Here is a 23,908-nt window from a genome sequence, read left to right as displayed (position 1 = left end):
TGTGACGATGAAAATTAATCATATTCTGGTGATTATGGATCCCACCACAGAAGAGCAACCGGCTTTATTAAAGGCCATTCCCCTGGCAAAAAGATGTCATGCCGCCGTAGAGTTATTTTTGGTGGTGCACCACAGTGCCCTGACCCCGAGTTGGCTCAACCGGGAGCACCCCCAGGAACATGTGATTGCCGAATACCTGAAAACCAAGCAGCGTTGGCTCGACAGCTATTTAACTTTAGGGCTCAAGGAAAATATCGCGATCAGCTCTGAAGTGCGCTGGCATAAACCCCTTCACCGGGAAATTTTGAAGAAGATATCCGAGTCGGGCACCGACCTGGTGGTTATTTCAACCCACCAGCATAGTGCAATTGAACAATTAAACTTTAGCGCCAATGACTGGCATTTTCTTAACACCTGCCCTGTGCCTTTATTACTGGCCAAGGCCAATGGCCGGGAAAAATACCAAAGCATCATGGCGGCGGTTGATCTGAAAAAAAGCACCAGGGATGAGCCCATCTTGGACAGAGAAGTTCTTGATAGTTGCGTGATGTTAGGTGACATGCTCGATGCCAAAGCACATGTCAGCCATATTTATGATCCTAAGGGGCATGAATTATGGCAAGGCAATAATCTTTCCACCTCAGGGCTTAACATTCCTTCTTATGTCAGCCCGGTGCCGCCACAACAACTGGAGGCCTATCACAGAACCGAGTTTTTCCGTTTAATCGATCATTATGCCTTTGAAGATAAGCACATTCATCTTGATACCGGCATTGCCGGCAACCGTTTAACCCGAAGCATTATTAAACACAAAATAGATCTGTTAATCATGGGGGTACGCAATCATTTCGGTTTTATCGGCAATACTACAGAGAAAATCGTGGATCATGTCAATTGCGATATTCTAGCCCTGAAGGCGAAAAACCAGGCCATTGAGCATTAAAACATGGCTCATCCTGCGGCCGATCTTTTATTAACGGTTTAAACAGCAAGCATTATCGCCAGCTTAATACCAGGTAGCGCTGCTGATGATCTTTTTCTACCAGCAGCAATACCGACTTATTGCTGCGGCTCTTATCTATTGCCCGTTTAAATTCACCAGCGGTATCAACATCTTTACGGTTTACCTGTAAAATAACCGAGCCGGACTCTATGCCTGCCATGGCCGCCACAGAGCCGGGAATGATCCGGGTGACCACCACACCTCTGCCCGGGGTGACATCATATTTCCTGGCAAGATAGGGGGTAATGGATTCAACATGTAATCCCAGCTCTTCACTGCTTTGAATTTCGGCTGCCGTTTTTTGTGTTTTACTTTGCTTGCCTATTTTTACCTGGATTGCTTGTGTTTTACTATTTCGAATAATGGTTATTGCTTCTTTACTGCCGGGAGCTGTCATCGCCACCAGGTTACGGAAGGTGCCGACATCGGAGATCGCTTTATCCTGATAAGCGGTGATGATATCACCTTGCTTTAACCCGGCTTCATCTGCCGGCGAATCAGGAATCACCTGGGAGATCAATATGCCGTCCTGACCGTCAAGCCCAAATGATTCTGCCAGGGCTAAAGATAAGTCCTGGATCACTAACCCCAGATAACCCCGGGTAACCTTACCCGAAGCAGTCAGTTGTTGGGCGATACTTTTTGCCAGATCGATTGGCACGGCAAAACCTATGCCCATATAACCACCGCTTCTTGAAAATATCGCGGTATTTATCCCCACCACTTCGCTGTTAAGATTCACCAGGGGACCGCCGGAATTGCCGGGATTAATAGCAGCATCGGTTTGAATAAAGTCCTCGTAATCGTTAAGCCCCAGGCTATTGCGTCCTATGGCGCTCACCACACCGACCGTCAGGCTGTGACTTAAGCCAAAAGGGTTGCCTATGGCCACCACCCACTCACCGACTTCTAAACTTGATGAGTTCCCCAATACCAGGGGCGGTATATCAGTAGCCTTGATTGCCAACACGGCAAGATCTGATTGCGGATCACTGCCGGTAATTTCAGCGTAAAACTTACGCCCGTCTTTGAGCGTCACTTGAATATTGTCGGCATTTTTCACCACATGGTAATTGGTCAGAATATAACTCTTATCGCCGGATGAGTCTTGCTTGTTGGTAAAAATAAAGCCGGACCCCTGCCCCATAATTTTTGGATGATCTTTAGGTAGCTTGGGGTGTTGAAAGCCGCGAAAGCGATCGCCAAAAAATTCGTTTAAAAAGTCCTCGCCAAAAGGCCAACCATCACCAAAAGGAGAATAGTACCTGGGGTCTGAGCGTGATATCGCCTTGCCCTCCACCTGAATAAAGACCACAGAGGGTGATACCGCACGCGCTATTGACGCAAAGGCTTTACCGGTTTGTTGCAATGACTTGATTTCATTGTTACTTGTTTGCACCGGGGTCATAAAAAACAGTAATAGAAATAATAAGGAAGTGGCGGGAATGCTGACGCTGACTCTTTTCATACCTGCTCCGTATTGATCAAAGGATGAAGGCAGTGACATCTGTTTGCCTGGCACAGTGAGCAGCCGGGCAAGCTGTCTCATTGAGTATAGTGTCTCTTAGGAGTTAATGGAGAGTTTCAGACACTTCCTTGGTAAATATCTGATTGCTAATCATGATTAATAAACTTTTCCCTTGTTCATGTCTTTTCTGAACGGCAATTTTAAACACCACCAGTGAGACATTATTGTCTCACTGTTATTTTACCTGTATGATACGCATGTGTCTCACTATTTATGCAAAGGAAAACCAATGAAAGCCGTACTCATCTGCTATCAACAATTCCCGGGAGCTGCTTTATGATGTCAGCTACGCAGCTAGGTATCCTGGCTATTATTCAACGTTTCCCGGTGAAATTAATCTGCACCTGGCTGCTGGTCGCACTGGAAAATGTCCTCTTGGCCCTGGTGCCTCTGTATATAGGCTTTGCCATCGACGATTTACTTACCGGCGGCACAAAAGCACTATTGTTTGTCGGGGCATTGCTGGTATTGCTTACCCTGATCTCTGTGCTCAGGCGTATTTACGATACCCGGGTTTATGGCGATATCAGGGTATCTTTAGGCATGGCCGTCGATAACCGGCATGATCTGCAGCCGGTTTCGGTAAGAAACGCCCGGCTGGATATGGGGGGAGAATTAGTGGACTTTTTAGAGCATGAACTGCCGCAACTGATGACGGCGGTGATCCAGATCACTGTCACCCTGGTCGTACTTGGCAGCTTTCACTGGCAGCTGGCCACTGCCGCCCTGGCACTGACCTTGGCAATGTTGTTTATTTATGGCTTGTTTGATAGGCGGTTTTACCTACTAAACGGCAAGCTTAACGGGCAAATGGAAAAACAGGTGGCAAATATTAAAGCAGGTTCAAGGCCCTTGCTGGCTCACCTTCTGCGGTTGAAAAAGTATCAAGTCAAGCTTTCCGACACCGAAGCCCTGGTGTACGGGCTTATTTTTTTGCTGGCATGCGGTTTTGTGGTGACCAACTTATGGCTGGCAGCAGGATTATTAGAGCTGAGCAGCGGTAAAATCTTCTCCATTGTCAGTTATTCCTGGGAATATGTTGAAGCGGCAATTTTATTGCCCGTATCCCTGCAAACCTGGTCGAGGTTAAAAAATATCAGCCAAAGGCTTAACGGCCCCAGGCAAGTGCAAGAGCCTGCGCAAACAGATACCAGTGCTTAAGCTCCCCGGTATTGCTGCGGCTATATGATAAATAAAGCGCCTTTATTGTTGCAACTGCATTGGGAGCAGGCCCTTTATTCGCCTTGTTGAGGAATAAATGTTTCAATATAGGCTTGGCCGCCGTCATCACAACGCCTGGCATAAACAGACAACTCCTGCCGCTTGTTATTATTTGCCGGCAACAATTCAAGGACATAGACCATATCGGTTAACCGGCTAACTTTTAGCGGCAAAGGAGCCACCGCCTGGCGCAGCTCATCAAAACCAAGAATAAAACCAGGTCCCGCCAATGCCCAATCCATACCTCTTTGGTCGGTGAGAATTTTCCCACCGGTTTTCAAGCAGCCAAGATAATTTTCCAGCATCTGGTAAAAGTGGTATTGGCAACAGCTAAAAGAGGCGAGATTGTTATCGACGATATAGTCAAACTGGTTTTGTTCAAAACAACCGGCAAAGTCCCGGTGATATTTGTTGGTCACATATACCTGGTAGCCTTTAAGCTTTAAAGACTCGGCAAAATGCTTTTCGGACCCGGAAACCGTGACACCGTCAACCACCAGACCCCGAGGGATAAACTTGGCGGCAAGCTGGGAATTACCGACACCTACATGTAATATCCGGCTGCCTTTGACAATTTGCTTTTCGGCAATCATGGTCTCAAGTACCGCTTCAATTCGCTGCTGATCTTCCGTGGTTTCCCGGCAGGAATAATCCACATAAAGGTCAAAGTTAACGGCAAGCCCGGGGTGCTGTAAGGCGCCGCAAAAGGACGGGCAGTTGCTAAAGTTATGATCTGACATGGTATGCTCCGGTTAACCAGGTTAATTGTATATTGCTGCGCCTGTAATTTCTCAAACGGCTGGCATATTTCATTTATTCCACCCAGGCTCGGTACATCAGCCGGTTTGTATCCGGGTTGCTGATCCCTGAGCGGGCATGTAAACACTTGAGATTATCAACAATTAAAAAATCTCCCGGCACCATTAAAAATTCAAAATGGTGCCGGCTGCTCTGTTCGATCACTTGTTCCACCTGTATCAGGGTTCTCATCATCTTTTCGGATAAGCTGATATCCTCACTTGCCAGAGCACTAGCTATGCTATAACGCCGCCAGTTCAGGGTATTGTCACTCAATATCGTCCGCCAACTGACGCCTCCGCCAAGATAATCCGCTATTTGCCAGGGCACAGGCTCTTGTTCCAGCAGGGAGATTTGCTGTGAGCTAATGTCGCCGTGCTCAAGCAGACTTCTAAAACCGGTAATATCCAGTAAGCGGGAGCGCCCTTCTCCCCGGCTGTCTGCCCGTACGCACTGCATAGTCACATAACGTACCGGCACCAGGCGGTCGGCGCCGTCGATGTGCAATTTTTCACTGAGTTTGGCAACGGCATCTGTTGTTTTATTCTGGTTGTTGATATCTGTTTGTGGTTGTACATGGTGAATGAGCTGTGCCCTGGGAGTATTTTCATCAAATGGCCGGGCGACCAGTTTCCCCAAGCTGCGGTTTAATGCCACCAATAAACGGTAATGATCATCAAACTGTAACCCTTTGATCAGCACGCTATAGGGAGGGTGTTGCAAGGCGCTTTTGATCAACTCCTGCAGGGTGTCAAATTCATCCGGACAGCTACCCCGTAAACAGTTATAAGCATCCAGTTGAATTTGCGCCTGGTAGTAATCCCTGTTGCTATAGGGGGTCATTTGTTCGCTGGCCGATAACAGCCTGGCCGCTTTGTTATCTGCCACCTGGATAATGGCACTTTCCGGTAAAGATCTCATGATATTGATAACTTTGATTAAAAAACATCCATGAATATCTACATTACAGACCATAAATGCACAGATAACAATAATATTACTGCAGGAAAAACGATAAAAATATCAGAGAAACAAGCTCTTAATCTAGCTGTGGATTCACCTTGGGGAATTTGGAATCGCCCGGTGCATGTACTAGTCTTAACATGAGCCAGATAAATACAATGCGAAGCTTTACCTGGCGTAAAACAATTAAGCAAGTTAACTGAAATAAACCAGCCAGGCGCAGGAAGCGACATCATGCAACAGCACACCGAATATCAAAGCTATATATCGTCTTCAACTCCTGAGGCTGTGTGGTTAAGCCTTATGCTGGCCATGGCCTTTGCACTCTGCTCTCTTGATAGCAGCGCCGCTACACTACCAGAAAATATCAAAGTGAACCATTTGGCGCCCCAGGAAGGTAAGGTCACTAAGAAATTACAGCAGCAACTGGATCACAGTCAGCATTTGGCGCAGATGAACCGGGCCGAAGAAGAAGCCGAAATCACCGCCAAACCGCTTGTTTTTATCCCCAATATCACACTGACCAATGAATTAGGGCAAGAAGTGGCGCTGATGGATGATGTCATCAAGGATAAAATCGTAGTGATTAACACCATCTACACCCGCTGTACCACGGTTTGCCCCGTGATGGGGGTGCAATATACCCGGCTGCAGCACATGTTAAAGCGCCGTTTCGGCAAAGAAAAAGTACTCCGGGATGTCTTATTATTATCCGTCAGCATAGATCCCGTCAATGATGAACCGAATCAGCTGCGCGCCTTTAAAAATAAGTTTAAGGGAGGCCCGGGCTGGACTCTGTTAACCGGCTCCAGGGCCAATATTGATAAATTATTAAAAGCTACCGGCCTTTTTACCCCGGATCTGCAGGAGCATACCCCTATTACCCTGGTGGGGCGCGTCAGCCAAAACTCCTGGACCCGGCTTTCCGGGCTTGGCTCTCCCCGCCCGATAGCAAAACTTGTCGATACCCTTATCAACAGTCCGCCGCCTCTGGCAGCAAGCCATATAGATTCCCCTAAAGACCTGAGTCCGCAACAATAAAGGAAATCCTTATGTCGGTATTGATAGCTGCAACCAGAGTAAAATCCAGGCTAACATCGGTATTTTTCGCCCGTGTGCTGCCAATGGCGGCCTTGCTGTTCATCTTTGGCGCCCAGGCCGGCTCCGGGGGAAGTGAAAAACCGGCCCGGCAGTACTTTACCGATGTCACCCTGATAAACCAGGCTGGCCGGCAACAGGCATTATATACGGATCTGCTACAGGATAAGGTGGTGATCATTCATTCTTTTTTTACCACCTGTAAAAGCGCCTGTCCGGTGTCCATGAAGCTGATGACCGGTATTGCGCAGCGCTTTGCCGATGACATGGGGAAAAACTTATTTATTTTATCTTTTTCATTGGATCCCGAAACAGATACGCCGCTGAAACTGCAAGCCTATGCCAGGGAGCTCAACACCGGCCCCGGTTGGCAGCTTATCTCAGGTAGCAAGGAGAATGTTGAATTTGCCCTGAAAAAACTCGGTCATTATGTTGATGACATCGAAGATCATAAAAATACCCTGATCCTGGGAAACGAAGCCACCGGCTTATGGAAAAAGGCCTTCCTGCTGGCTAAACCCGATGCCCTCGACTCCCTGATACGGGAAGTGTTAACAGATAAATTACCTGTGACCGCTGCCCTTGACTGATCTAATACGCCAACCAGGAAGCAACAGCAAATGAGCAAATTGATGCCTTTTGTACTGGCCATACTGGCAAGTATGTTTTGCCCGGATACCACTGCCCTTATCGTCACCACGGCAAAAGAAAAAAGTGCTGAATTAACCCCCCAGCAGCGCCGGGGGCAAGCCATCTACCTGACAGGGAAAAGCCTTTCCGGACGGGATATTGAGGCCAGGCTAGGCAGCGGAGCAAGCCTGCCGGCAAGCTTGATGCCTTGTGTGAACTGTCACCAGCATGACGGCAAGGGCACCAGAGAAGGCGGTGTTTCACCTGCGGATATTCGCTGGTCGACCCTGACCAGGCCCTACGGCACTACAGATAACACAGGTAAAACGGCCCCGGCCTATGATCGCAAATCGATTAAAAAAGCCATTAGCCTGGGAGTGGATTCCGGGGGCGCCCCCCTGAGTCAAATCATGCCCCGTTACCAGCTCAGCCACCAGGATATGGAGGATTTAGTCGCCTTTTTAACTGGCTTGGGCAGTTACCGGGTAAGCGGCGTTTGGCAGGATAAGATCCGTATCGGCATTATCTTGCCGAAAAAAGCCTTGCCGCAAAAGTCACAAAAAGGCTCAATAGCAAAATCACAGGCGATTAAACAACTGCTTAACAGTTACTTTCGCGAAATCAATCAGCAAGGTGGTATCTACCAGCGGGAAATCGAAGCCGTTTTTATCCCGGGGCCGGCAGATTTTTCCATACAAGCGCTGGCCCGGTTCAGGCAAGCCTTAATAAACAGCCAGCTATTTGCCTTTGTTGCCAGCGAGCTCAAAGAAATAGAAAAACTGGTCGCAGAATTTACCCTGAGCTCAGGCATCCCCGTGATCGGCGCATTCTCTCCAAGGCCTGAAACACAATTTCCCCTCAACCCGAATATCTTTTATTTATTATCGGGTCAATCCCGGCAGTTATCCGCCCTGCAAAGCTTCAGCCGGGGAGATTATTTCAAACAACATTCAAACGCAGAAAACAGCCCGAAGCAGCAAACATTAAAGCCAGTGATTTTAATCGAGGCAAGTGCCGGTTATCTGCCGCTGAAACAGCAGTTCAGCGCAGAGGAAAATCATATCGTTTTGCTCGATACCATGCTCTCAGATAAAAAGCTCAAAGACATCTTAACCCGGCTGAAACAACAAGATTATAACCTGGTTTACCTGCTGGGCTCATCTGTGAACCAGCAGCGCTTTATCAGTCAGGCCAATGCCCTTGCCTGGTGGCCTTATGTGATGCTGCCGGGCAGTCAATTTGGCAACGCGTTACTCGCCAGTCCATTGAAATTTAATGAAAAGATTTTCATTGCCCTGCCGAACCTGCCTTTTGATTATAAAAAAGGCGGCATCGCTTTATTTCGGCAGTTGTCACAAAAATATCAGTTAAGCCCGGACTACCAAAACAGTCAGTTATTGGCACTCGCCTCAGCCATTTTACTGCGCCAGGGATTGATGACCACAGGACGGGAGCTGACCCCGACAAAGCTCATCGCCAATATGGAAGGGTTATACAAGTTTGAAACCTCGCTGACCCGGCCGATAAGTTACGGTCCTAACCGCCGCCTGGGCACCTCGGGCGCTTATGTGGTTTCCCTGGATTTAGTGAATAAAACCATAATTCCGGTATCAAACTGGCTGGAAGTTGAATGAAAGGCCAAAAATCAGACTTGATAGAATAAGGAAAGACAGTGATCACTCTGACAACCAAGACTATGGATTTGAATGAAGTCAATGTCATTTTACATGTCGATGATATCGGCATGGTCCAGGGCGGCATCAGTGCTTTTGCCAAACTGTTTCGCAGCGGAAAAATCATCTCCGGTTCGTTAATGGCCCCTTGCCCCTGGTTTGCTTTGGCGGTCCAGTTACAACAAAAACTCCCCGAAGCGGACTTGGGCCTGCACTTAACCTTAACCAGCGAATGGGCCGGCTACCGCTGGGGACCTGTAACACCGGTGGCAAAAAACTCCGGTTTAACCGATACCAGTGGCCGATATTTCCACCCATGTAATCTTGATGTCTGTGAGCAGGCCAGCATTGAAACGGTCACAACCGAGCTCAATGGACAAATTGAACTGGCGCAAAACCTGGGATTTGTCCCCAGCCATCTCGACGGTCATATGTTTACCTGCCAGCAGGCCAAGTTTTTACCGGTACTGCTGGATTTGGCGCTGGAACATCGTATCCCTGCAGTCTTTAGCCGGCAACAGTTAAATAGCTTGCCTGCAAAAGTTTGTCATCACTGGGACAAACGCTTAAAGCAGCTGGGGTTACCTGTGTTTGACAGTATTTCCCGACTGCCGCTAAATAAAGGCGAGCAGGTAGTCAAAGCCTTTTTCAGTCACCTGCCCGCAGGACTGCATTATTTATATGCCCATCCGGTAAAACCGGGGACAGAATTGGCGACTATCACCTATCAGGCGCAAGACAGGGTGGCGGAGTATCATGCTTTGATGAACTTTGACCTCGGCAAACTGACAGCCTCCATGAATATTAAGCTCAGATCCTTTAAAACCCTGGACGGTTGAAGGTTAAACCCTTGTTATTAAGACAAGGCAGTCGCCATACACGGTTACACTTGTGTTTTATTCATATATGCCATTGACTTATCCGGGATCCCTACCTAAGTTCAACTAGGTAATGTTTAAAAATGGGCACAAAAACAACCTTATTTTAACTGTGCTCTGCTGCTGCAATGCCCTCTTTTTTGAACGCCCGTATCCAAAGGAACTGTGAATATGGACTTTAGCCAACTGACAACACAGCAACGCAAAGCTTTTGATTGTGACGGATTTCTGGTGGTCGCCAATGCCCTGTCAAAACAGCAGGTCAGCGCACTGACAGAAATTACCGATAATAAAGCCCGGGCTTTTCTCGACAAACATGATGTGCCGCTAAGGGCGGAGTATAATCAGCTCGATCTCAGGCCGGGTTTATTGAAATATCCCGAGACAATAGAGCTGATCACCAATGCCAGCACTGTGCCTTTAGTGACCCAGCTGCTCAGCCCGAATATTCATTTGCATTCCACCGCGCTTATTTACAAACGCCCGAGCGATCCCAACTTGCCGCCAATGCGCCGCGGCTGGCACCGGGATATCCGTATCCCCCGGGACTTAGGCCACAAGAATCTCCCCCGGGTGGGGATAAAAGTATGTTATTGCCTGACCGATTTCCATGAAAAAAATAGCGGCTTAACCTTACTTGCCCGCGGCAGCCAGGAGCTCAACGGCCCCCTGGTGATACCCAAAGGAGCAATAGACCCCCAGGGCCTGGAAATTTGCGACCTCAAACTCAACGCCGGTGATGCCTTTTTATTCGATAACCGCATCTACCACACCGCTTCCCCGAACCGCAGTACCCGCGTCTCTAAGGTGCTGATGTTCGGGTATGCCTACCGCTGGATGAAACAGGAAGTTTACCTGGACAATCGGGATCAAAAACGCTTGCGATCTTTTGATCCCGTGACCCGGCAATTGCTGGGGGGTTATACCGACATCGATACCCCCGCCTGGGCATTGCAGACCTGGGCAAAGAAAAACAAGGTTGACCCCGAGCCAGTCCCCTGGCATATCGAAACACAAGAATAACCCCGATAATTAACGGATGAAACACCATGAAAAAGCAAAAACTTGCCCCCAGGGCCTTTAACCGCGAAATCTATCATGATGTGCCTGAAAACGTTTTTTATGGCACAGATGACGGCGATCAGGACGGTAGTTTTGGAGAATTCAAAGAATTTGAACATCACTATTATCAGGTCGAGCCCAAACGCCGTGATAATATCCATATGATCAGCGTGGTCGGCGGTTTATATGGCCTCAACCTGCTGCCCTTATGGCGGCCAAAAAAACTCACTTTTTTTGATATTAACCCGGCAGCAATCAGCTATTTCCATCTCATCCGCAACAACTGGCTGAGCAGCGACAGTCAGGAAGTGTTTCTGCAACGGTTAACCGATGCCGACTACCCGGTAGAAAATGAGCAACAGGCCTTCATCCGTGAGAATATCCGCTTGAAACAAGAAGGAAGGTTGCCCCGCACCCGGGGCTCGAGCAAACGCTCCTATCAGCAAAGCTGGAAAATAGCCCTGGATAACTTCCAGCTTACCAAGGACATCTTAAAAAACACACCGACGGAAATTCGCACTGAGCCCATGGAAAGCGGCTCTTTCAGCCGCTATATCCGCGAGCAGGACAACCTGTGGATTTACGCTTCCAACATCAGCCAATTTCATTTTTTTGAGCTGGAATTTAACGATCCCGCCAATGTGGTCATTTTGCAGATCATTCACCCGGAATTACCGCAATTGCTTGATCTGAGCGATATGGCAGGCAAGCCGGTCAAATTAAATGTCGAAATTCCTTTGAGCGCAGAATACCTGGCACAGACCGAATCGGTTTAACCTTCACCAGAGAAAAGCACAACAGCACAGACAGATAAGGGACACACTCCATGCATAAAACTCGTATCCAGACCAATGCCGCCGCACCTGTGCTTGGCACCTATTCCCAGGGCATCCGTGCCAGTGGCGATATTATCTTTTTATCCGGGCAAACCGGGCGTAATGAAGACGGAGAAATGGAAAAAGGCATTGAAGCGCAAACCCACAGGACACTGGCTAATATTGATGCCGTACTCAACAGTGCCGGTTGCACCCGGGGAGATATCGCCAAAGTCACCTTATTAATGGCAAATATTAAAGATTATAAGGTAATAGACCAGATATATGCCGCCTGGCTGCCGGGAGATACGGTGACTCCGGCAAAACCAACCCGTACCGCCTTTCAGGTTCCGGCCCTGCCGGCAGGTGCACTGTTAATGATAGAGGTAACGGCGATCAGTCCGACATAAGCAGAAGGTTAATCAAGTCATGAATTGACCTGAATTTCAGCGCCAATATATGACTTGCTTTAAACACAAAGCAAAACCGGGACAATTTCAGGCCAGGCTAGGCTGCATAGAAAAATTCCCGGCAAAAATAATTACGACCGTTATCGCTGTTTTTATAGACATTAAAAACAGATATCACCAACACCCCTTGTTTCACCCAGCCGTGCAGGCTGGCTTTAATTGAGGGGAAATCAAAGTTGGCAGAAAATTTATTTCCGATAGAAATGTCATTGTCAAAAAAGATGTCTACGCCAACTTCGGCTAATTCCACCTTGTTGCCCTTTTCATCCAAACCAAAAGCGCGCATTTTAACCTGGTGCCTGGCATCTAAAAACTCAATCTCGCAAAAACCTTTGCTCCCAGGTTCGGTATTAAGCCATCTCCCCAAAAGTAAAACCGGCTCCTCCACGTTTGGTTCAAACTCGCTTGTCGATATTTTATCCAAAGTTGGTTTGCGGGTATTGGTGGATGTTCGCTTGCTATTACTCTTACCTTCTTCGGTGATACCTTTTACTTGCTGCGGTGCTATTTTACGGCTTATGACTTGTTGCCCCGAAATCACATTGGTTATGGTTAGCTTTGACATTGGATTCTCACTTCCCTGATTTAAATTGTGCTTTGCCGTCTGAAATATTCTCTGGAAAAATAATTTTTGTGGTCGCCATCGCCTTTATAGGTATGCAAGGCGGTCATAATGATCAAGCCCAGGTTCATATTGGCCTGCAAACGTACCAGTTCATGTTCAAAACGATAATCAGCAACAAAAGCATCAAAACCGGCCTTGTTGATATCATCTTCAAATAAGGTAGTGATCTCGGTTTCGCCCCAGCTTTTCTCTCCTTCATCTGCTGCCGAATACACCCTGAGCAACAACACATTATCCTTGTCACCGGGGACTTTTTCCCGGATCTCAAACCTTCTAATTTCCTGGCTGGTTTTATTGGTGTTAGCCCAGGAACCTAGCAAGGCAAAACCTTGGGGTTTGCTTATCTTTTCACTAGTGGCCGGAGCATTTTCAGTGGGAGCAGCTTGCTCTTCGGATGATAGATATAATGAATAATTCATGATCCCTCCTGGTTTTATCCCTAAATATTCCATTTGACAGCAGCTTTCACTTCCGGTTAACGACTGGCTGTCATTAATGTCGCATTCCTGATTATAAACTATAATCAAATCGACGGCCCCGGCCAGCACAAAAAATGTACAGATAAATAAAGGTGTGTTTTTAAACAAGGTTTATCTTTCTGCTTATTGAGCTACCAACCAATAATAATTGAAGAAAATATTATGGAAAATACTAACCAGCAAGCCAATAATGCTAAGTTCACTCGCCAACCCCGTCCTGCTAAGACACTCAGTCAGTGTCAGTTGCAAAATTATCACCAGTCAGGTTATATCAGCGGCATTGAGATTTTATCTAAAGCCGAGCTGAGCTACTTCCGCCATCATCTTATGCTCACCTGTAATCAGTTGGGGGGAAATATCAGCCGCTTTGACGGCGCCCATGAGATCTTTCCCTGGGTCTGGCAGCTCAGCACCCATCCGGCAATCATTCATATCATCCGACAGCTGATTGGGGAAGATGTCCTGCTCAAATCAACACGCTTTTTTTATAAACATCCAAACAGCGATAGTTTTGTCGGCTGGCACCAGGACGGCTTTACCGAGCAGGAAGAAAGTCCTGACGTTCCTACTATCTGGCTTGGCCTGACCCCCAGTTATGCACAAAATGGTTGCCTGCAATTCATTCCCGGCTCACATATAAAGGGCCTGTTGCCTCACCCTAAAATTCCCCACGCCAATAACCTCACCTATGGCGGTACTACCGCGCAAACGGTGATTGAAAATGCCATCGATATCGAAATGCCTGCCGGCTCTATGAGTGTGCATCATCCGCTAATGGTTCACGGCTCACAAGCTAACTTGAGTTCATCACCACGCATAGGTTTTTCCGCCAGCTATGCCACACCTGCGCTGCAAAAAAGCATAAGTCCGGTAGCCCGTATAGCAGGCAATGCCAGGTTAAGCCCGGCCCTTAATTTTATTTATGAACCTAAGGCCTGCTCAACCCGAAAAGCGATCGCCAATTACCAACTTGTCCTTGGCCACAGCATTCGCCGGTTAAAAGAAGCCGAAGATACTTCCCCGGTTTAACCGCAGGCCCATAGTGATGACAGCTCCTTTGCTTAGCGTGATCATACCTAGCTGGAACCGCGCCAACTGGGTATGTGATGCCATTGACAGCGCACTGCGCCAAGGCCCTGATGGCAGCATAGAAGTGATCGTCATAGATGATGCCTCCAGCGACGATACCCGGACACTATTGCTACAACGTTATGCCAGGCCGATAAAGGCCGGTACCCTTGTCTATCGCAGGCTCAGACAAAGAAAAGGCAGCGGTTATGCCCGCAATCAGGGGGTTGCCCTGGCAAGTGGCACCTTTCTGGCCTTTCTGGACTCGGACGATCTCTGGCTCGAGGGTAAATTCAAAGCTGAACTTGACATCTTTGCCCGCTTTCCACAAACCCAAGTTGTCATCTCTGACAGTTTAAGTTTTGCCGAAGGTGAAGCAAACAAGCAAAGCCGTTTTGAATTTAACGGCCTGCAAGCAAGCTGTAACAAACGCGAATGCTGGCTTAAAGAGTGCGACTGGTTATGGACTAATTGTGAAAACTCGGTGGCAACCTGCTCTATTACTTTACGCCGTGACTTACTGCCGGACCTGGGGTTGCCGCTTTTCGCCGATGATTTGATCTCCTGCGAAGATTGGGAGTTAGAGCTTAAACTGTACCAGTTTTGTCGGGTCAGGGTAACTCCGGCACTCTTTGCCCATGTACGCAGCTTCGACGATGCCAGCCGGGTAGAGCGCGCCGCTGCCAGCAAAACCAGAAGCTTAAAGCAAACTTTAAGCCTGCTGCAGAACCGCCGCACGGTCATGGAGCGCACCCGGCTATTACCCGAGCTGCCGCAATACTTGCACAAAGAATTTAATCGTATGCGCAAACTCACCGAGCAGCAACTGGCCCAATTACTCTCTAGCGATAATCAATTGCCAAGCATTGATAACTAGGAAGATAACAACAAGGCGTTATTGACCGCCTGATAATAAGGCCGTTCCTGTTCCTGGCGACAAAGCTCAATAACAGCCTGCTTGCCTTTTACAAGCGAATGTTGACAAAGGCTCAGGTAGAGCTTGGTTTCAATAAAGAAATAACAGTCATCTGCCTTAAACTGTTTGTCAACGAATACTTGCCGCCAATAAAATTCACTGTTGGTTTTATCACCGCTTTGATAGCAAGTTAAATCCAGTCCCTTGCCATCGGGGTTTTCCATCAAGAGCTGACTGTCTTTTCCCGTTAACTTTATCTGACGGGAAAAGCCGGATGCGAGCTGATAACGTCGGCACATTTGCAAATTGCCGCGAAAGTCCATCGGCTGTAAATATATGCCGTTGGTTGAAAGCACCAGATAGTCAAACGCTTTTGCCAGCTTGCCTGCCGCCCGGGCAAAATTTTGCTCCCTGGTACTATTGCCGCTAAATAACATATGGCGGGAGTTTTTTGGCACTCGAGTAAAGTCCAGCCTGGAGTGCCTGCCCTGTTCAAGAATGCAAACCGACAAATAGCCCTGAAAATATTCACAGTAATAATCGAGTAAGAAATATAAATTCTCCAGCGCAAGCTGGTTGGCATTACTGGCTAAATGGATAAGAACACAGGTTTTTTCCAGCAGACGATTGGCACTTTGTCCGAACAAAACCAGGGATTCGCGTAAATACCAATGATTTTCGATTTTTTCCTGGGCATCAGAATAGCCGCTGTCCACCCAGGCCAGGTAAGGATGGGCACAATAACAGGGATGATTTTGCTGAAGTATAAAACTGTTGATATCGAGCAACTGCTGTGAGCCTTTGTTTAATTGAATAAAGGGCTCAAACAGGCTCTGGTGTATGGCATAGGCAAAAGTGGAATATGCCTTGGTGATACGTGTGATCCCCGGAGAAACCGGCAGGGGATCTTCAAGCTCGATCGCACCGAAAAAAAACATCTGCCAGTTGGCGGGCAAATGCTCCAGTAAGGCAAAAAGTTTATTTTGAAAGTCTTCAGCAAATTCAACATCATCTTCAAAAATAAGCACACTGCTGACCCCCAGCTGACGGGCATATTCAACGATAGCGACATGGCTTTGCAGGCAGCCGTATGCCCCGGGAGTTGACGGCCAGCGATCAGGAATAGATAGCCGGGTGCCGTCGATGGCATCAAAACATACGACCTCTTCTATCTGATTGGCGGCAAAACGTGCTTGCATCTGTTGCCGGCGATCGCTGCGTCTTTTCAGGTTCAGGCAAACGATCAACGGGAAAATATCATTGATCTTGCGCCCCTTGACACCCGGGCTTTGACGGTTAGGCTCATGCTCCGAAGCCGTAACCCTAAGATCAAGCTGATCATGCGAAAGCATATTAACTCCCCTTCCCTGATGGATTGTTGAAGCATTTACTGACTTGTCCTGCCGGGAACAATATTATATTTTAATGTATTCTTAGCTTGTTCTTAACTGGTTAATCACTCACTGCCCCGGCTTAAGCTATTTTTTCAGTATAGATAACAAATAGATAACAATAACTGAAAAAGTCATCTATTTTTATAGATGAGGTATTTCTCTTCTCCTTTACTTAAGCTTAATGATATGGATGTTAATATGACTAAAAGGCAAAGCTTGTGTGTTTCAGTGATCATTCCTTGTTTCAATGCCCAGGCAAGCATCTCAGATGCCGTTGCCTCTGCCACACGGCAGCAAAATGTTGACCTGCAAATTATCTGTGTCAATGACCATTCAACCGACACCACGCCGCAAATATTATCCTCGCTGGCATCTCAGGGAGAGATAGAATACCTTGACGTCGAACAAGGGCAAGGCGCCGCCAATGCCAGAAACCAGGGACTGGAAATTGCCCGGGGGGAATATATCCAGTTTCTTGATGCCGATGATCTTTTACTTGAAAACAAACTCTGCCGCCAGGGCGGTATTTTGACCCAAAACAATGCTGATTTTATCGCGGGGGCCTACCAATATCAAAACCTGGGCGGGGATTGCTCAATGCATTACCCGGATAATGATCACTGGCATGGCTTAATCGCTTCAAAGCTTGGCAGAACAAGCGCCAACCTATTTCGCAAAAGCGCGCTGGTTGCCCTGGGGGGCTGGTCAGTGAGACAAAAAAGCAGTCAGGAATATGAGCTGATGTACCGGTTGTTAAAGAATAACCATAAACTGGCCTTTGATAACCAGACAGGTGCCTTGATAACGGCCAATCCCGGCAGTATTTCCCAAACGAATTTACTGGACAACAGCTGGCGTTTTATTGAGCTGAGAACCCGGATCATCAACTACCTCAAAGCTACCGGAGAGCTGACACCGGCTCACCTGGCATTATATTCCAAGGTATGCCAACGCTCCCGGGAAGAAGTCGCACACCTGAGTGAAAAACCGGAAATGGTGTGTTAGTTGCCCAAAACGCTCGCTGTCTTGTGCGGTTTGGCTGATGATAGTGATATATCCGGCAAAGACATAATATAGGGGGATAGGAAAGCCCGCTGTTAATGGCATGCTGAGTAACAATATTGGCGATAACAGGCCATATGAAAGTAAGGATTTAACGTCTTTATTATCTGCAGTTTGTACCGCCAGTGCTGTCGCCATGCCGCGGGCGTATTGCCACAGGCTTTTTTAAACTGTCAGATAAAATATCTGGTATCGCCCCAGCCCTGTTCTTCTACGATTTAGCTGATGGACAATTTAGAGTCCACCCCCCTTAAACAGACCCGGGTTAAACGGTTTCAGTTGATCCACAGACCAATGGAATATCCCCTCTCTTTTTTACCAGAGTAGCTAAATGCGATGCACAGCCATGTACCGCTTCGGCCCCCCTTAAGGGAGACGGGCTCATGTGCTGACAGGAATACGCGTTATTCATTTCACGAAGCAGCAAAGTCAAATAACGCTTTCAAACAATAAGCCGATTATTGCACAATTACCGCCATATAAAAGGTCTAATTAAGGGAGCATAATACCAAAATCAAACATTAAACATTAAACCGATATAGGCGCCCTGGCCACCGCAACCCTGATCATGTTTGGTCATCTCAGTCTGTACGCCATTGCAGCGCCGGCTATTAAAGGATATCAAATGAAAACAACATTTCTTCAAAGTATGTTGGTTAAAGAGCATGACTGATTTATTTAGCAGCGAGCGCCTGACTTTCTGCCGGGGCCGAGAGCTGTTTGCACAGGACAAGCTTATTCTGGCGGATGCGATGACAACACTGCTGACCCCGAAAGTGGCAGAACCCTTGCCGATAAGGTTTCACGGGATAAATAACCGTCCTAAAGCGCTGCTCTGGCTGCAGCAAACTTTGGCAGAAAGTGAGTTACTTGTCGTGCAGTTAAAACCAGCGCGGCAAATCATCGCGGTTATCCTGCTCCACAGCGCGGCAGAAGGCAGAGCAGCAATCAATATCGGCTATTTGTTGGCTGAGCAATATTGGGGCAAAGGTTATGCAACGGAAATGCTAACGTCCCTGATCCGATATTATAAACACAGCAAAAACATCTCCTGTTTAAATGCCGGTGTTGCCGCAGACAACAGGGCTTCAATCTCGCTGCTGGAAAAATGCGGTTTCTGCCAGGTAAAGAACCACGACAACAAGACCTTGTTTTACCACCTCAAGCTTTAGCCGTTGTCATATCAGCGTTAAGTCCTTTATAAAAACGGCTTAGTCCTGGTAGTGCACCGCCAGCCAAATGGTCTCAACATCGGGATCGGTCCAGCTGACCTTATGTTTTTGGTGCGCCTTGATATCAAGATGATCACCCGGGCCCAGGGTGATCTCGCTTAAATCTTCGAAACAGAGTTTTGCCCGGCCTTTTAATACCATAACCCATTCGTTATGCGCCTGATCATACCATCCTGATTCAGGCGAACTCTGTCCCTTAGAGACAATACGCTCTATCTGTACCTTGTCATTACCTGCCAGTTGCTGAAAGACTTCTTCGCTTAAATCTGCGGGTATATGCTCAAATATATTATCCATTCTTTTTATCTCCGGGCAGTTAATTATTGCCCTTGTTCTAACAACTGCTGATTCATATTCGGCCCGCCCAAAAAATCTTTTCTGGGGGTATAGTTGATCCAATCGCTCTGTCTGATGATTTTATTATCGCCGTCAAACTGTAAAACAATCACAAAGAGCCAGGGCCCCATGGCTTTGCCGTTATAGTTAAACGGATGAAAATAGCCCCGGGTGAACACGGTATTCTTTTCGGTTATTTGCTCGGTCACCGTCAGGATTTTATTGCCCCGGTTTAATTAGAACTCGCCATTATCCCAGTTCATAAAATTCGCTATTTCCGTTTTATTTTTTGCGTGGTGACCATAAATAATGTCATTAAACTGGGCATTTTCACCGTAAAAAGACATAAAAACATCAAAGTCACTGCGCTGTGCATAGACATGAAAATAATCTTTAGCAATATCGGCGACTGTCGGATGTGATCTGCCGGCACAGCCACCAAGTAAAAAAACAGAGAAAACAGCAAAGCAAAGTTTTGAAAACAAAGCCATAAAAAACAGAAATTCCGATGACTGGGCTATGCCAGCATAGTAACAGATAGGCGAAGGCAACAAAACCACAGACAGGATCGGATTTTTGACTTTAACAATTGCTTTGACGATAGACGATTACTTATATATCGCCCTTTGCTGAGCACTGCGATATCTGTCCGGATCCTCTATACTCGCTGTCCGGATGATCTTTTGAATATAGTCGGGGGCAAGTTTGCATTCCCGGGCCCCGATAAGCACATGATTTTTATACCAGGAAAAAGGCTTTAGCCGGGTATCTATATCGGTGGCGTAATAAATTGCTGCATTTACGGCAAAGTCGGCGTCATTAGCGACACTCACCAGCTTTTCTTCATAGCCTGCGCCCAAGCCCTCTGCGTGATCCAAAATGTACTTTTCCTGCTCAGCTATCTCGAATAATACCCCGTAAACACGATCACTAACCGAACCGGTATAAAAGGCATCACATTTGGCCGAGCCGTCTTGCCCGGTTTTATGAAACCTTAAATCATGACCGGCTAAGACAAAAAGCCCTATCGGGACAGCACTGGGGGTTCTTTGCTGCAAACGCCGTAAAGACATGTTTGAGCCATAGGCAAAATATTTCATTAAAGCTCCCGGTTAAAAGCAAAGCTAAAATAAGTATAACCCGGGATAAAATAGCCGATATACCGATTGCTCCCCGCATTCATCCCGGGGATTATCGAGAACAGCCGATATCCCCCTTGCCTAAGGACTGTGCATAACCCAGCAGGTTAAAATCTGTACGGTAGAGCTGATAAATCTTTTGCCATAAACCGCTGTCAACAGATTTGTTGATATCTGCTTCATCTAAAGGCAAGGTTTGTGTGGCATTAACCTTACGGTCAAGATTGATACCGCTGCGCCTTGCAAATACTGCTGTTTCACTTCCCGATTCAAGGTGCACCAGCTGATAAGGCATAACTTCGGACAAACTCAACCTGGTTGATTGTACCTGTTCGCCGGGATTTAAAAGCTTTGCAGTTATGCTCTGTGATTTCAATGCTGAAGCTATTTCATCAAGCAAATAACACTGGGGCTGTAAATGAACATCACGCTGATAAACCTCGGGCAAAAAGTCAATAAACTCCCGGTAAGATGTTTGCAAAAATCTCTGCCGCTTGCTGTGATCATTCGTTTCCAAATCGAGCGCCAGTACCTGAAAAAATAACCGCTGGCAGTCCTGCCAACAACGTTTTCCCGGCTGTTTATTGCGGATATTACGGCGAAATTTATCGTTAAAGAAAGAGAGCAGACGGCTACAGGGGCTGCGAACGATGACATAATAGTCTGCGCCATTATCCAGGGCCAAAGGCAAAAATGAAGCCGTGACCAGGTCTAAGGATTTCTCAGCAACCAAACGGCTATACATAACCTTATAACTGGTGGAGATCAGCAGATTTTGCTTGGCATGATAAAAATGAGGCATCCCCTATCCCGGCTTAATTAAAGGCCCTGACGTAAAAAAGCAATCACCTCATCCTGCTTTTCTGCCCCCCAGCCCGGGGTGGGATTGACATCGATAATATACGCCTTGTGATCATTATCCATCACCATATCAACGGCGCCAAAACCCATACCCATGGCTTCCAGCATTAGGCTGGCGTTATCGATCAGGTTTTGATAGGCGTGGTTTTTACTGTGCTGAAATTTTAAGAACCAGTTTTTGCGCGGCAAACCCGGCAGCATCTTCTTGATGAGGTTGCCGTTGATGATCATGGATAATACACTGTGGTTGCCGCAGCGGTAAAAGCGGAAAAACTTGCGCTCCTTATTTTCAATATACCTTTCTATCATCACCCCTTCATCCTGCCACAGGGCTTGTTCCACGTCTGCCAAACGGGTTTTAAAATAGCTGTCGAATCCCTTTATCTGACAGTCATTGATGTCTTCAACCCCCAATGCCACCATAAGATCAGAAGGCAGGCTCGCCTCAAATTCACCGCCATAATTATAATTGCTCTTCACCATCACCGGCATCTTGCCCTGATCCGGCTCAAGATGATCAATTTCAACATCCACCAGGCCTAATTGCCGGTTCAGGCTCTGGATGGTGCGTTTGCGGATATCGGTGACTTCACTGTTGATCACCGTAAACCCCAGCTCGGTTAAGCTCTCAACGGTTTCTTTGTGGTGAGTTAGCCACAGCCGCCAGTAGGATAAATTGATCTGAAAAAACCAATACAGGTTTTGCTGCGGATGAGCGCTGGCTATCTCCCTGGCTTTGGCGATGATCCGACAATCATCCACCCTGGGCTCTGCCTCGATGATCTCAGCCTCAGGAAATAACCGGGGTAACAAGAAATCTTCCCGGGTACGCCATTTATAAATAACGATATGCATCTTGCTCTCCTTGCCCAAACAGGCATAAACGTCCTGGATATTTGGCATACCAGGCTTGGGGCCCCAGTTGCTGACGGATGAGGTTATTCTCAATATCAAATAAGCGGTTGGCGGCCACCGCATGACCCGCGCACGAGACTATCGAAGGCGGGTTATGCCAGCAACAGCTGCTGCTCAGCTCATCGATATAATTAAAAGGCGCCGGGGTCAGTCCGGCATTAAAAATGCGGTAACTGTGCTCGGTATGCCCGCCCCTTCTAAGCAGAGCAAACTGGCGGTGCCAGCCGCCTACCGTAGCGAGTGCCTGCTGAGTAAAAAAATTCACCTGGGCGCTGCCGAAACGGGCATGGCGGATTTTTTGTGCGCCATCTGCCGCTTTGTCCCGGGGCAAGAAGCTTGGTTGCCCTTCTTCGAGCAGCCTGGATGGCTCATGCAGGGAAAAGTGATGGATGCCGGTTTTTTCATAGGCGTTAAGATGCGCGGTAAAGAGCTCAGGCTTAAGCACTTCAACATCATCTTCAATGAAAAAATAAAAATCATAATGCCCGAATAAGCTCATCACCCGGTTTTTCGCCACGCCAACCCCTTCCGGAAAATCGGCGATAATGCAATTAACTCCTATCTGCTGTGCCAGCGCCAAAGTTTCCCTGTTAGGCACAAGCGATAAACCGTCAATCACCAGCACCAGGTCAAACCCGGGTAAGCCCTGCAACAAAGTCTGCAGACCGGGTAAGTTTTTCGCAACCAGGGCGGGACGGGCACAGGTGGTCAGGGCCACAAGGGCACTAATACCATCACTGTTTAGCTTGTGACCGCCTTCCCCTGTCATCAGCGGATCCCGTCGAGTAATTTTTCGGTTTTAGTCACCCGGGTTGTCCCCAGATCGGCAGTCATGGCACCGTCTGGCTGCGACAGCGGGAAAATACCGCCGCTCGTTTCGCTTAATTGCGCTGCATCTTCCGGGATGCCATGACAAAATTTCGCCGGGCAGCCGGCTTTAATCCAGCTTGTCAGCCCTGCCAGGTAACCTTTTAAATAGACATCTCCCCAGCGGCTCCAGGTGCCTTCACGGCCAAGGGAAGAAGTATTGAGCTCAATCACCCAGGGCTGCCCCTGGGCATCATACATAAAGTCAACGCCGCTAAATCCCTGGCCATATTGGGTCAGGGCCTTACCTAATTTTGCCAGGGCAGGTTCAAGGGGAGGAATAAAACCCAGCTCGCTTCTTTGATAAAAGCCCTTGTAGAATTTGCGGTCAAAAACAGAGCGGGTATGCATATGGCGGCAGGCAAAAGCCTGATCATAAAAAAGATCCACCTTGTGGGTATCCGGACTGCCGTTGAGGATGCGCATAAAAACATCGGCATCCGGATTAAAACGCCGGGGATTAAAAGGCTGCCAATCTCGTCGGGTCAGGCACTTTATGCCGCCCCGGGAATAGGACCAATCGGCTTTGAATAGAAAAGCATCCGTCCCCCAACGGTCAAACAGCTTGGGGATGTCATTGATATCGGCCACCGAAGTCCAGCTGACCACAGGTAAGCCGCAGCGCTCAGCCAGTACCAGACGCTGTCGCCGGTTAAGGCAACGTTGCCCCAGCACCTGACAGCCGGGGGGAATTTTGTCTTCATCTACCGGGTCATGCAGCAATAATATTGCCCCGGCATCCGCCTCTTCTACTCTTGGATACCACCTGGCCCGGATACCCAGGGTTTCAAGTTGCTCACATAAAAAGGTTAACCCTTGCTGGACACTAGCTTCACTTGAGCGATCAATAAAATTTATCGTTTCCATTATATACG

General features: G+C 47.7%; 27 protein-coding genes. 13 read left to right on the top strand and 14 right to left on the bottom strand.

Annotated elements, in window-relative coordinates:
• The first annotated feature begins 7 nt into the window (after positions 1-7).
• Positions 8-943: a universal stress protein gene (locus tag SG35_RS14135; RefSeq protein ID WP_044832825.1), complete on the top strand. Its 936-nt coding sequence runs from the start codon at positions 8-10 to the stop codon at positions 941-943.
• A 52-nt stretch (positions 944-995) separates the two neighbouring features.
• On the opposite strand, the gene SG35_RS14130 is transcribed toward SG35_RS14135, so the two are convergent.
• Positions 996-2,471, bottom strand: coding sequence for a DegQ family serine endoprotease (locus SG35_RS14130; RefSeq protein WP_044832888.1), 1,476 nt, complete (start codon positions 2,469-2,471; stop codon positions 996-998).
• A 336-nt stretch (positions 2,472-2,807) separates the two neighbouring features.
• On the opposite strand from SG35_RS14130, the gene SG35_RS14125 reads away from it, so the two are divergent.
• Positions 2,808-3,692 (top strand): ABC transporter six-transmembrane domain-containing protein, encoded by an 885-nt coding sequence (locus SG35_RS14125; RefSeq protein WP_063888648.1) that lies wholly within the window; start codon positions 2,808-2,810, stop codon positions 3,690-3,692.
• A 74-nt stretch (positions 3,693-3,766) separates the two neighbouring features.
• Here the strand turns inward: SG35_RS14125 and SG35_RS14120 are convergent, their stop codons facing one another.
• Both SG35_RS14120 and SG35_RS14115 read right to left on the bottom strand, forming a co-directional pair.
• Positions 3,767-4,492 (bottom strand): hypothetical protein, encoded by a 726-nt coding sequence (locus SG35_RS14120; RefSeq protein ID WP_044832824.1) that lies wholly within the window; start codon positions 4,490-4,492, stop codon positions 3,767-3,769.
• 73 nt (positions 4,493-4,565) lie between these two features.
• Positions 4,566-5,471, bottom strand: coding sequence for a TauD/TfdA family dioxygenase (locus SG35_RS14115; protein WP_160298297.1), 906 nt, complete (start codon positions 5,469-5,471; stop codon positions 4,566-4,568).
• Between the two features lie 276 nt (positions 5,472-5,747).
• Here SG35_RS14115 and SG35_RS14110 point away from each other — a divergent pair, with 276 nt between their 5' ends.
• From SG35_RS14110 to SG35_RS14080, 7 genes are all read left to right on the top strand, one after another.
• Positions 5,748-6,554, top strand: a complete 807-nt coding sequence (locus SG35_RS14110; RefSeq protein WP_044832822.1) for an SCO family protein — start codon at positions 5,748-5,750, stop codon at positions 6,552-6,554.
• Positions 6,555-6,565: 11 nt separating this feature from the next.
• The gene (locus SG35_RS14105) at positions 6,566-7,201 is read left to right on the top strand and encodes an SCO family protein (RefSeq protein ID WP_053043034.1); all 636 of its coding nucleotides are present in this window, start codon (positions 6,566-6,568) and stop codon (positions 7,199-7,201) included.
• A 30-nt stretch (positions 7,202-7,231) separates the two neighbouring features.
• Positions 7,232-8,875 carry a cytochrome c/ABC transporter substrate-binding protein gene (locus SG35_RS14100; RefSeq protein WP_044832821.1) on the top strand — a complete coding sequence of 548 codons (1,644 nt, stop codon included), beginning with the start codon at positions 7,232-7,234 and terminating at the stop codon, positions 8,873-8,875.
• Between the two features lie 38 nt (positions 8,876-8,913).
• Positions 8,914-9,753: a polysaccharide deacetylase family protein gene (locus SG35_RS14095; RefSeq protein ID WP_152646619.1), complete on the top strand. Its 840-nt coding sequence runs from the start codon at positions 8,914-8,916 to the stop codon at positions 9,751-9,753.
• A 210-nt stretch (positions 9,754-9,963) separates the two neighbouring features.
• Positions 9,964-10,815: a phytanoyl-CoA dioxygenase family protein gene (locus tag SG35_RS14090; protein ID WP_053043032.1), complete on the top strand. Its 852-nt coding sequence runs from the start codon at positions 9,964-9,966 to the stop codon at positions 10,813-10,815.
• A 26-nt stretch (positions 10,816-10,841) separates the two neighbouring features.
• Positions 10,842-11,630: a hypothetical protein gene (locus SG35_RS14085; RefSeq protein WP_044832820.1), complete on the top strand. Its 789-nt coding sequence runs from the start codon at positions 10,842-10,844 to the stop codon at positions 11,628-11,630.
• A 50-nt stretch (positions 11,631-11,680) separates the two neighbouring features.
• On the top strand, positions 11,681-12,079 hold the full coding sequence (locus tag SG35_RS14080; protein WP_044832819.1) for a RidA family protein: 399 nt from the start codon (positions 11,681-11,683) through the stop codon (positions 12,077-12,079).
• A 97-nt stretch (positions 12,080-12,176) separates the two neighbouring features.
• Here the strand turns inward: SG35_RS14080 and SG35_RS14075 are convergent, their stop codons facing one another.
• On the bottom strand, positions 12,177-12,704 hold the full coding sequence (locus SG35_RS14075) for a hypothetical protein (protein ID WP_044832818.1): 528 nt from the start codon (positions 12,702-12,704) through the stop codon (positions 12,177-12,179).
• Between the two features lie 20 nt (positions 12,705-12,724).
• On the bottom strand, positions 12,725-13,183 hold the full coding sequence (locus tag SG35_RS14070; RefSeq protein ID WP_152646618.1) for a hypothetical protein: 459 nt from the start codon (positions 13,181-13,183) through the stop codon (positions 12,725-12,727).
• A gap of 222 nt (positions 13,184-13,405) precedes the next feature.
• On the opposite strand from SG35_RS14070, the gene SG35_RS14065 reads away from it, so the two are divergent.
• Positions 13,406-14,272 carry a phytanoyl-CoA dioxygenase family protein gene (locus SG35_RS14065; RefSeq protein ID WP_044832816.1) on the top strand — a complete coding sequence of 289 codons (867 nt, stop codon included), beginning with the start codon at positions 13,406-13,408 and terminating at the stop codon, positions 14,270-14,272.
• A 16-nt stretch (positions 14,273-14,288) separates the two neighbouring features.
• Positions 14,289-15,188 carry a glycosyltransferase family A protein gene (locus tag SG35_RS14060; RefSeq protein ID WP_053043031.1) on the top strand — a complete coding sequence of 300 codons (900 nt, stop codon included), beginning with the start codon at positions 14,289-14,291 and terminating at the stop codon, positions 15,186-15,188.
• Here the strand turns inward: SG35_RS14060 and SG35_RS14055 are convergent.
• Entirely contained in the window at positions 15,185-16,579 is a 1,395-nt protein-coding gene (locus SG35_RS14055) for a glycosyltransferase family 25 protein (RefSeq protein ID WP_044832815.1), read from the bottom strand. The genes SG35_RS14060 and SG35_RS14055 overlap by 4 nt on opposite strands.
• A 240-nt stretch (positions 16,580-16,819) precedes the next feature.
• Here SG35_RS14055 and SG35_RS14050 point away from each other — a divergent pair, with 240 nt between their 5' ends.
• Together SG35_RS14050 and SG35_RS14045 are read left to right on the top strand one after the other, a co-directional pair.
• The gene (locus SG35_RS14050; RefSeq protein ID WP_160298296.1) at positions 16,820-17,626 is read left to right on the top strand and encodes a glycosyltransferase family 2 protein; all 807 of its coding nucleotides are present in this window, start codon (positions 16,820-16,822) and stop codon (positions 17,624-17,626) included.
• Positions 17,627-18,348: 722 nt separating this feature from the next.
• A complete protein-coding gene (locus tag SG35_RS14045) occupies positions 18,349-18,855 on the top strand; it encodes a GNAT family N-acetyltransferase (RefSeq protein ID WP_053043029.1) in 507 nt (168 codons plus the stop codon).
• A 39-nt stretch (positions 18,856-18,894) separates the two neighbouring features.
• On the opposite strand, the gene SG35_RS14040 is transcribed toward SG35_RS14045, so the two are convergent.
• From SG35_RS14040 to SG35_RS14005, 8 genes are all read right to left on the bottom strand, one after another.
• A complete protein-coding gene (locus tag SG35_RS14040) occupies positions 18,895-19,212 on the bottom strand; it encodes a cupin domain-containing protein (protein ID WP_044832814.1) in 318 nt (105 codons plus the stop codon).
• A gap of 23 nt (positions 19,213-19,235) precedes the next feature.
• The gene (locus SG35_RS14035; protein ID WP_053043028.1) at positions 19,236-19,460 is read right to left on the bottom strand and encodes a hypothetical protein; all 225 of its coding nucleotides are present in this window, start codon (positions 19,458-19,460) and stop codon (positions 19,236-19,238) included.
• A 27-nt stretch (positions 19,461-19,487) separates the two neighbouring features.
• Positions 19,488-19,742, bottom strand: coding sequence for a hypothetical protein (locus SG35_RS14030; protein ID WP_152646617.1), 255 nt, complete (start codon positions 19,740-19,742; stop codon positions 19,488-19,490).
• A 117-nt stretch (positions 19,743-19,859) separates the two neighbouring features.
• Positions 19,860-20,351, bottom strand: a complete 492-nt coding sequence (locus tag SG35_RS14025; RefSeq protein WP_044832813.1) for a gamma-glutamylcyclotransferase family protein — start codon at positions 20,349-20,351, stop codon at positions 19,860-19,862.
• Positions 20,352-20,442: 91 nt separating this feature from the next.
• A complete protein-coding gene (locus SG35_RS14020) occupies positions 20,443-21,192 on the bottom strand; it encodes a sulfotransferase family 2 domain-containing protein (protein ID WP_044832812.1) in 750 nt (249 codons plus the stop codon).
• Positions 21,193-21,209: 17 nt separating this feature from the next.
• Positions 21,210-22,106 carry a hypothetical protein gene (locus tag SG35_RS14015; protein WP_044832811.1) on the bottom strand — a complete coding sequence of 299 codons (897 nt, stop codon included), beginning with the start codon at positions 22,104-22,106 and terminating at the stop codon, positions 21,210-21,212.
• On the bottom strand, positions 22,087-22,935 hold the full coding sequence (locus SG35_RS14010; RefSeq protein ID WP_044832810.1) for a hypothetical protein: 849 nt from the start codon (positions 22,933-22,935) through the stop codon (positions 22,087-22,089). The genes SG35_RS14015 and SG35_RS14010 overlap by 20 nt, the downstream gene beginning before the upstream one ends.
• Positions 22,935-23,900 carry an ATP-grasp domain-containing protein gene (locus SG35_RS14005; protein ID WP_044832809.1) on the bottom strand — a complete coding sequence of 322 codons (966 nt, stop codon included), beginning with the start codon at positions 23,898-23,900 and terminating at the stop codon, positions 22,935-22,937. The genes SG35_RS14010 and SG35_RS14005 overlap by 1 nt, the downstream gene beginning before the upstream one ends.
• Positions 23,901-23,908: the final 8 nt, after the last annotated feature.

Source organism: Thalassomonas actiniarum, assembly GCF_000948975.2.
GTDB classification, from domain to species: Bacteria; Pseudomonadota; Gammaproteobacteria; order Enterobacterales; family Alteromonadaceae; genus Thalassomonas; species Thalassomonas actiniarum.
Note: the sequence above shows the minus strand (reverse complement) of the source record. Positions and strands in the feature narration are given on the sequence as shown.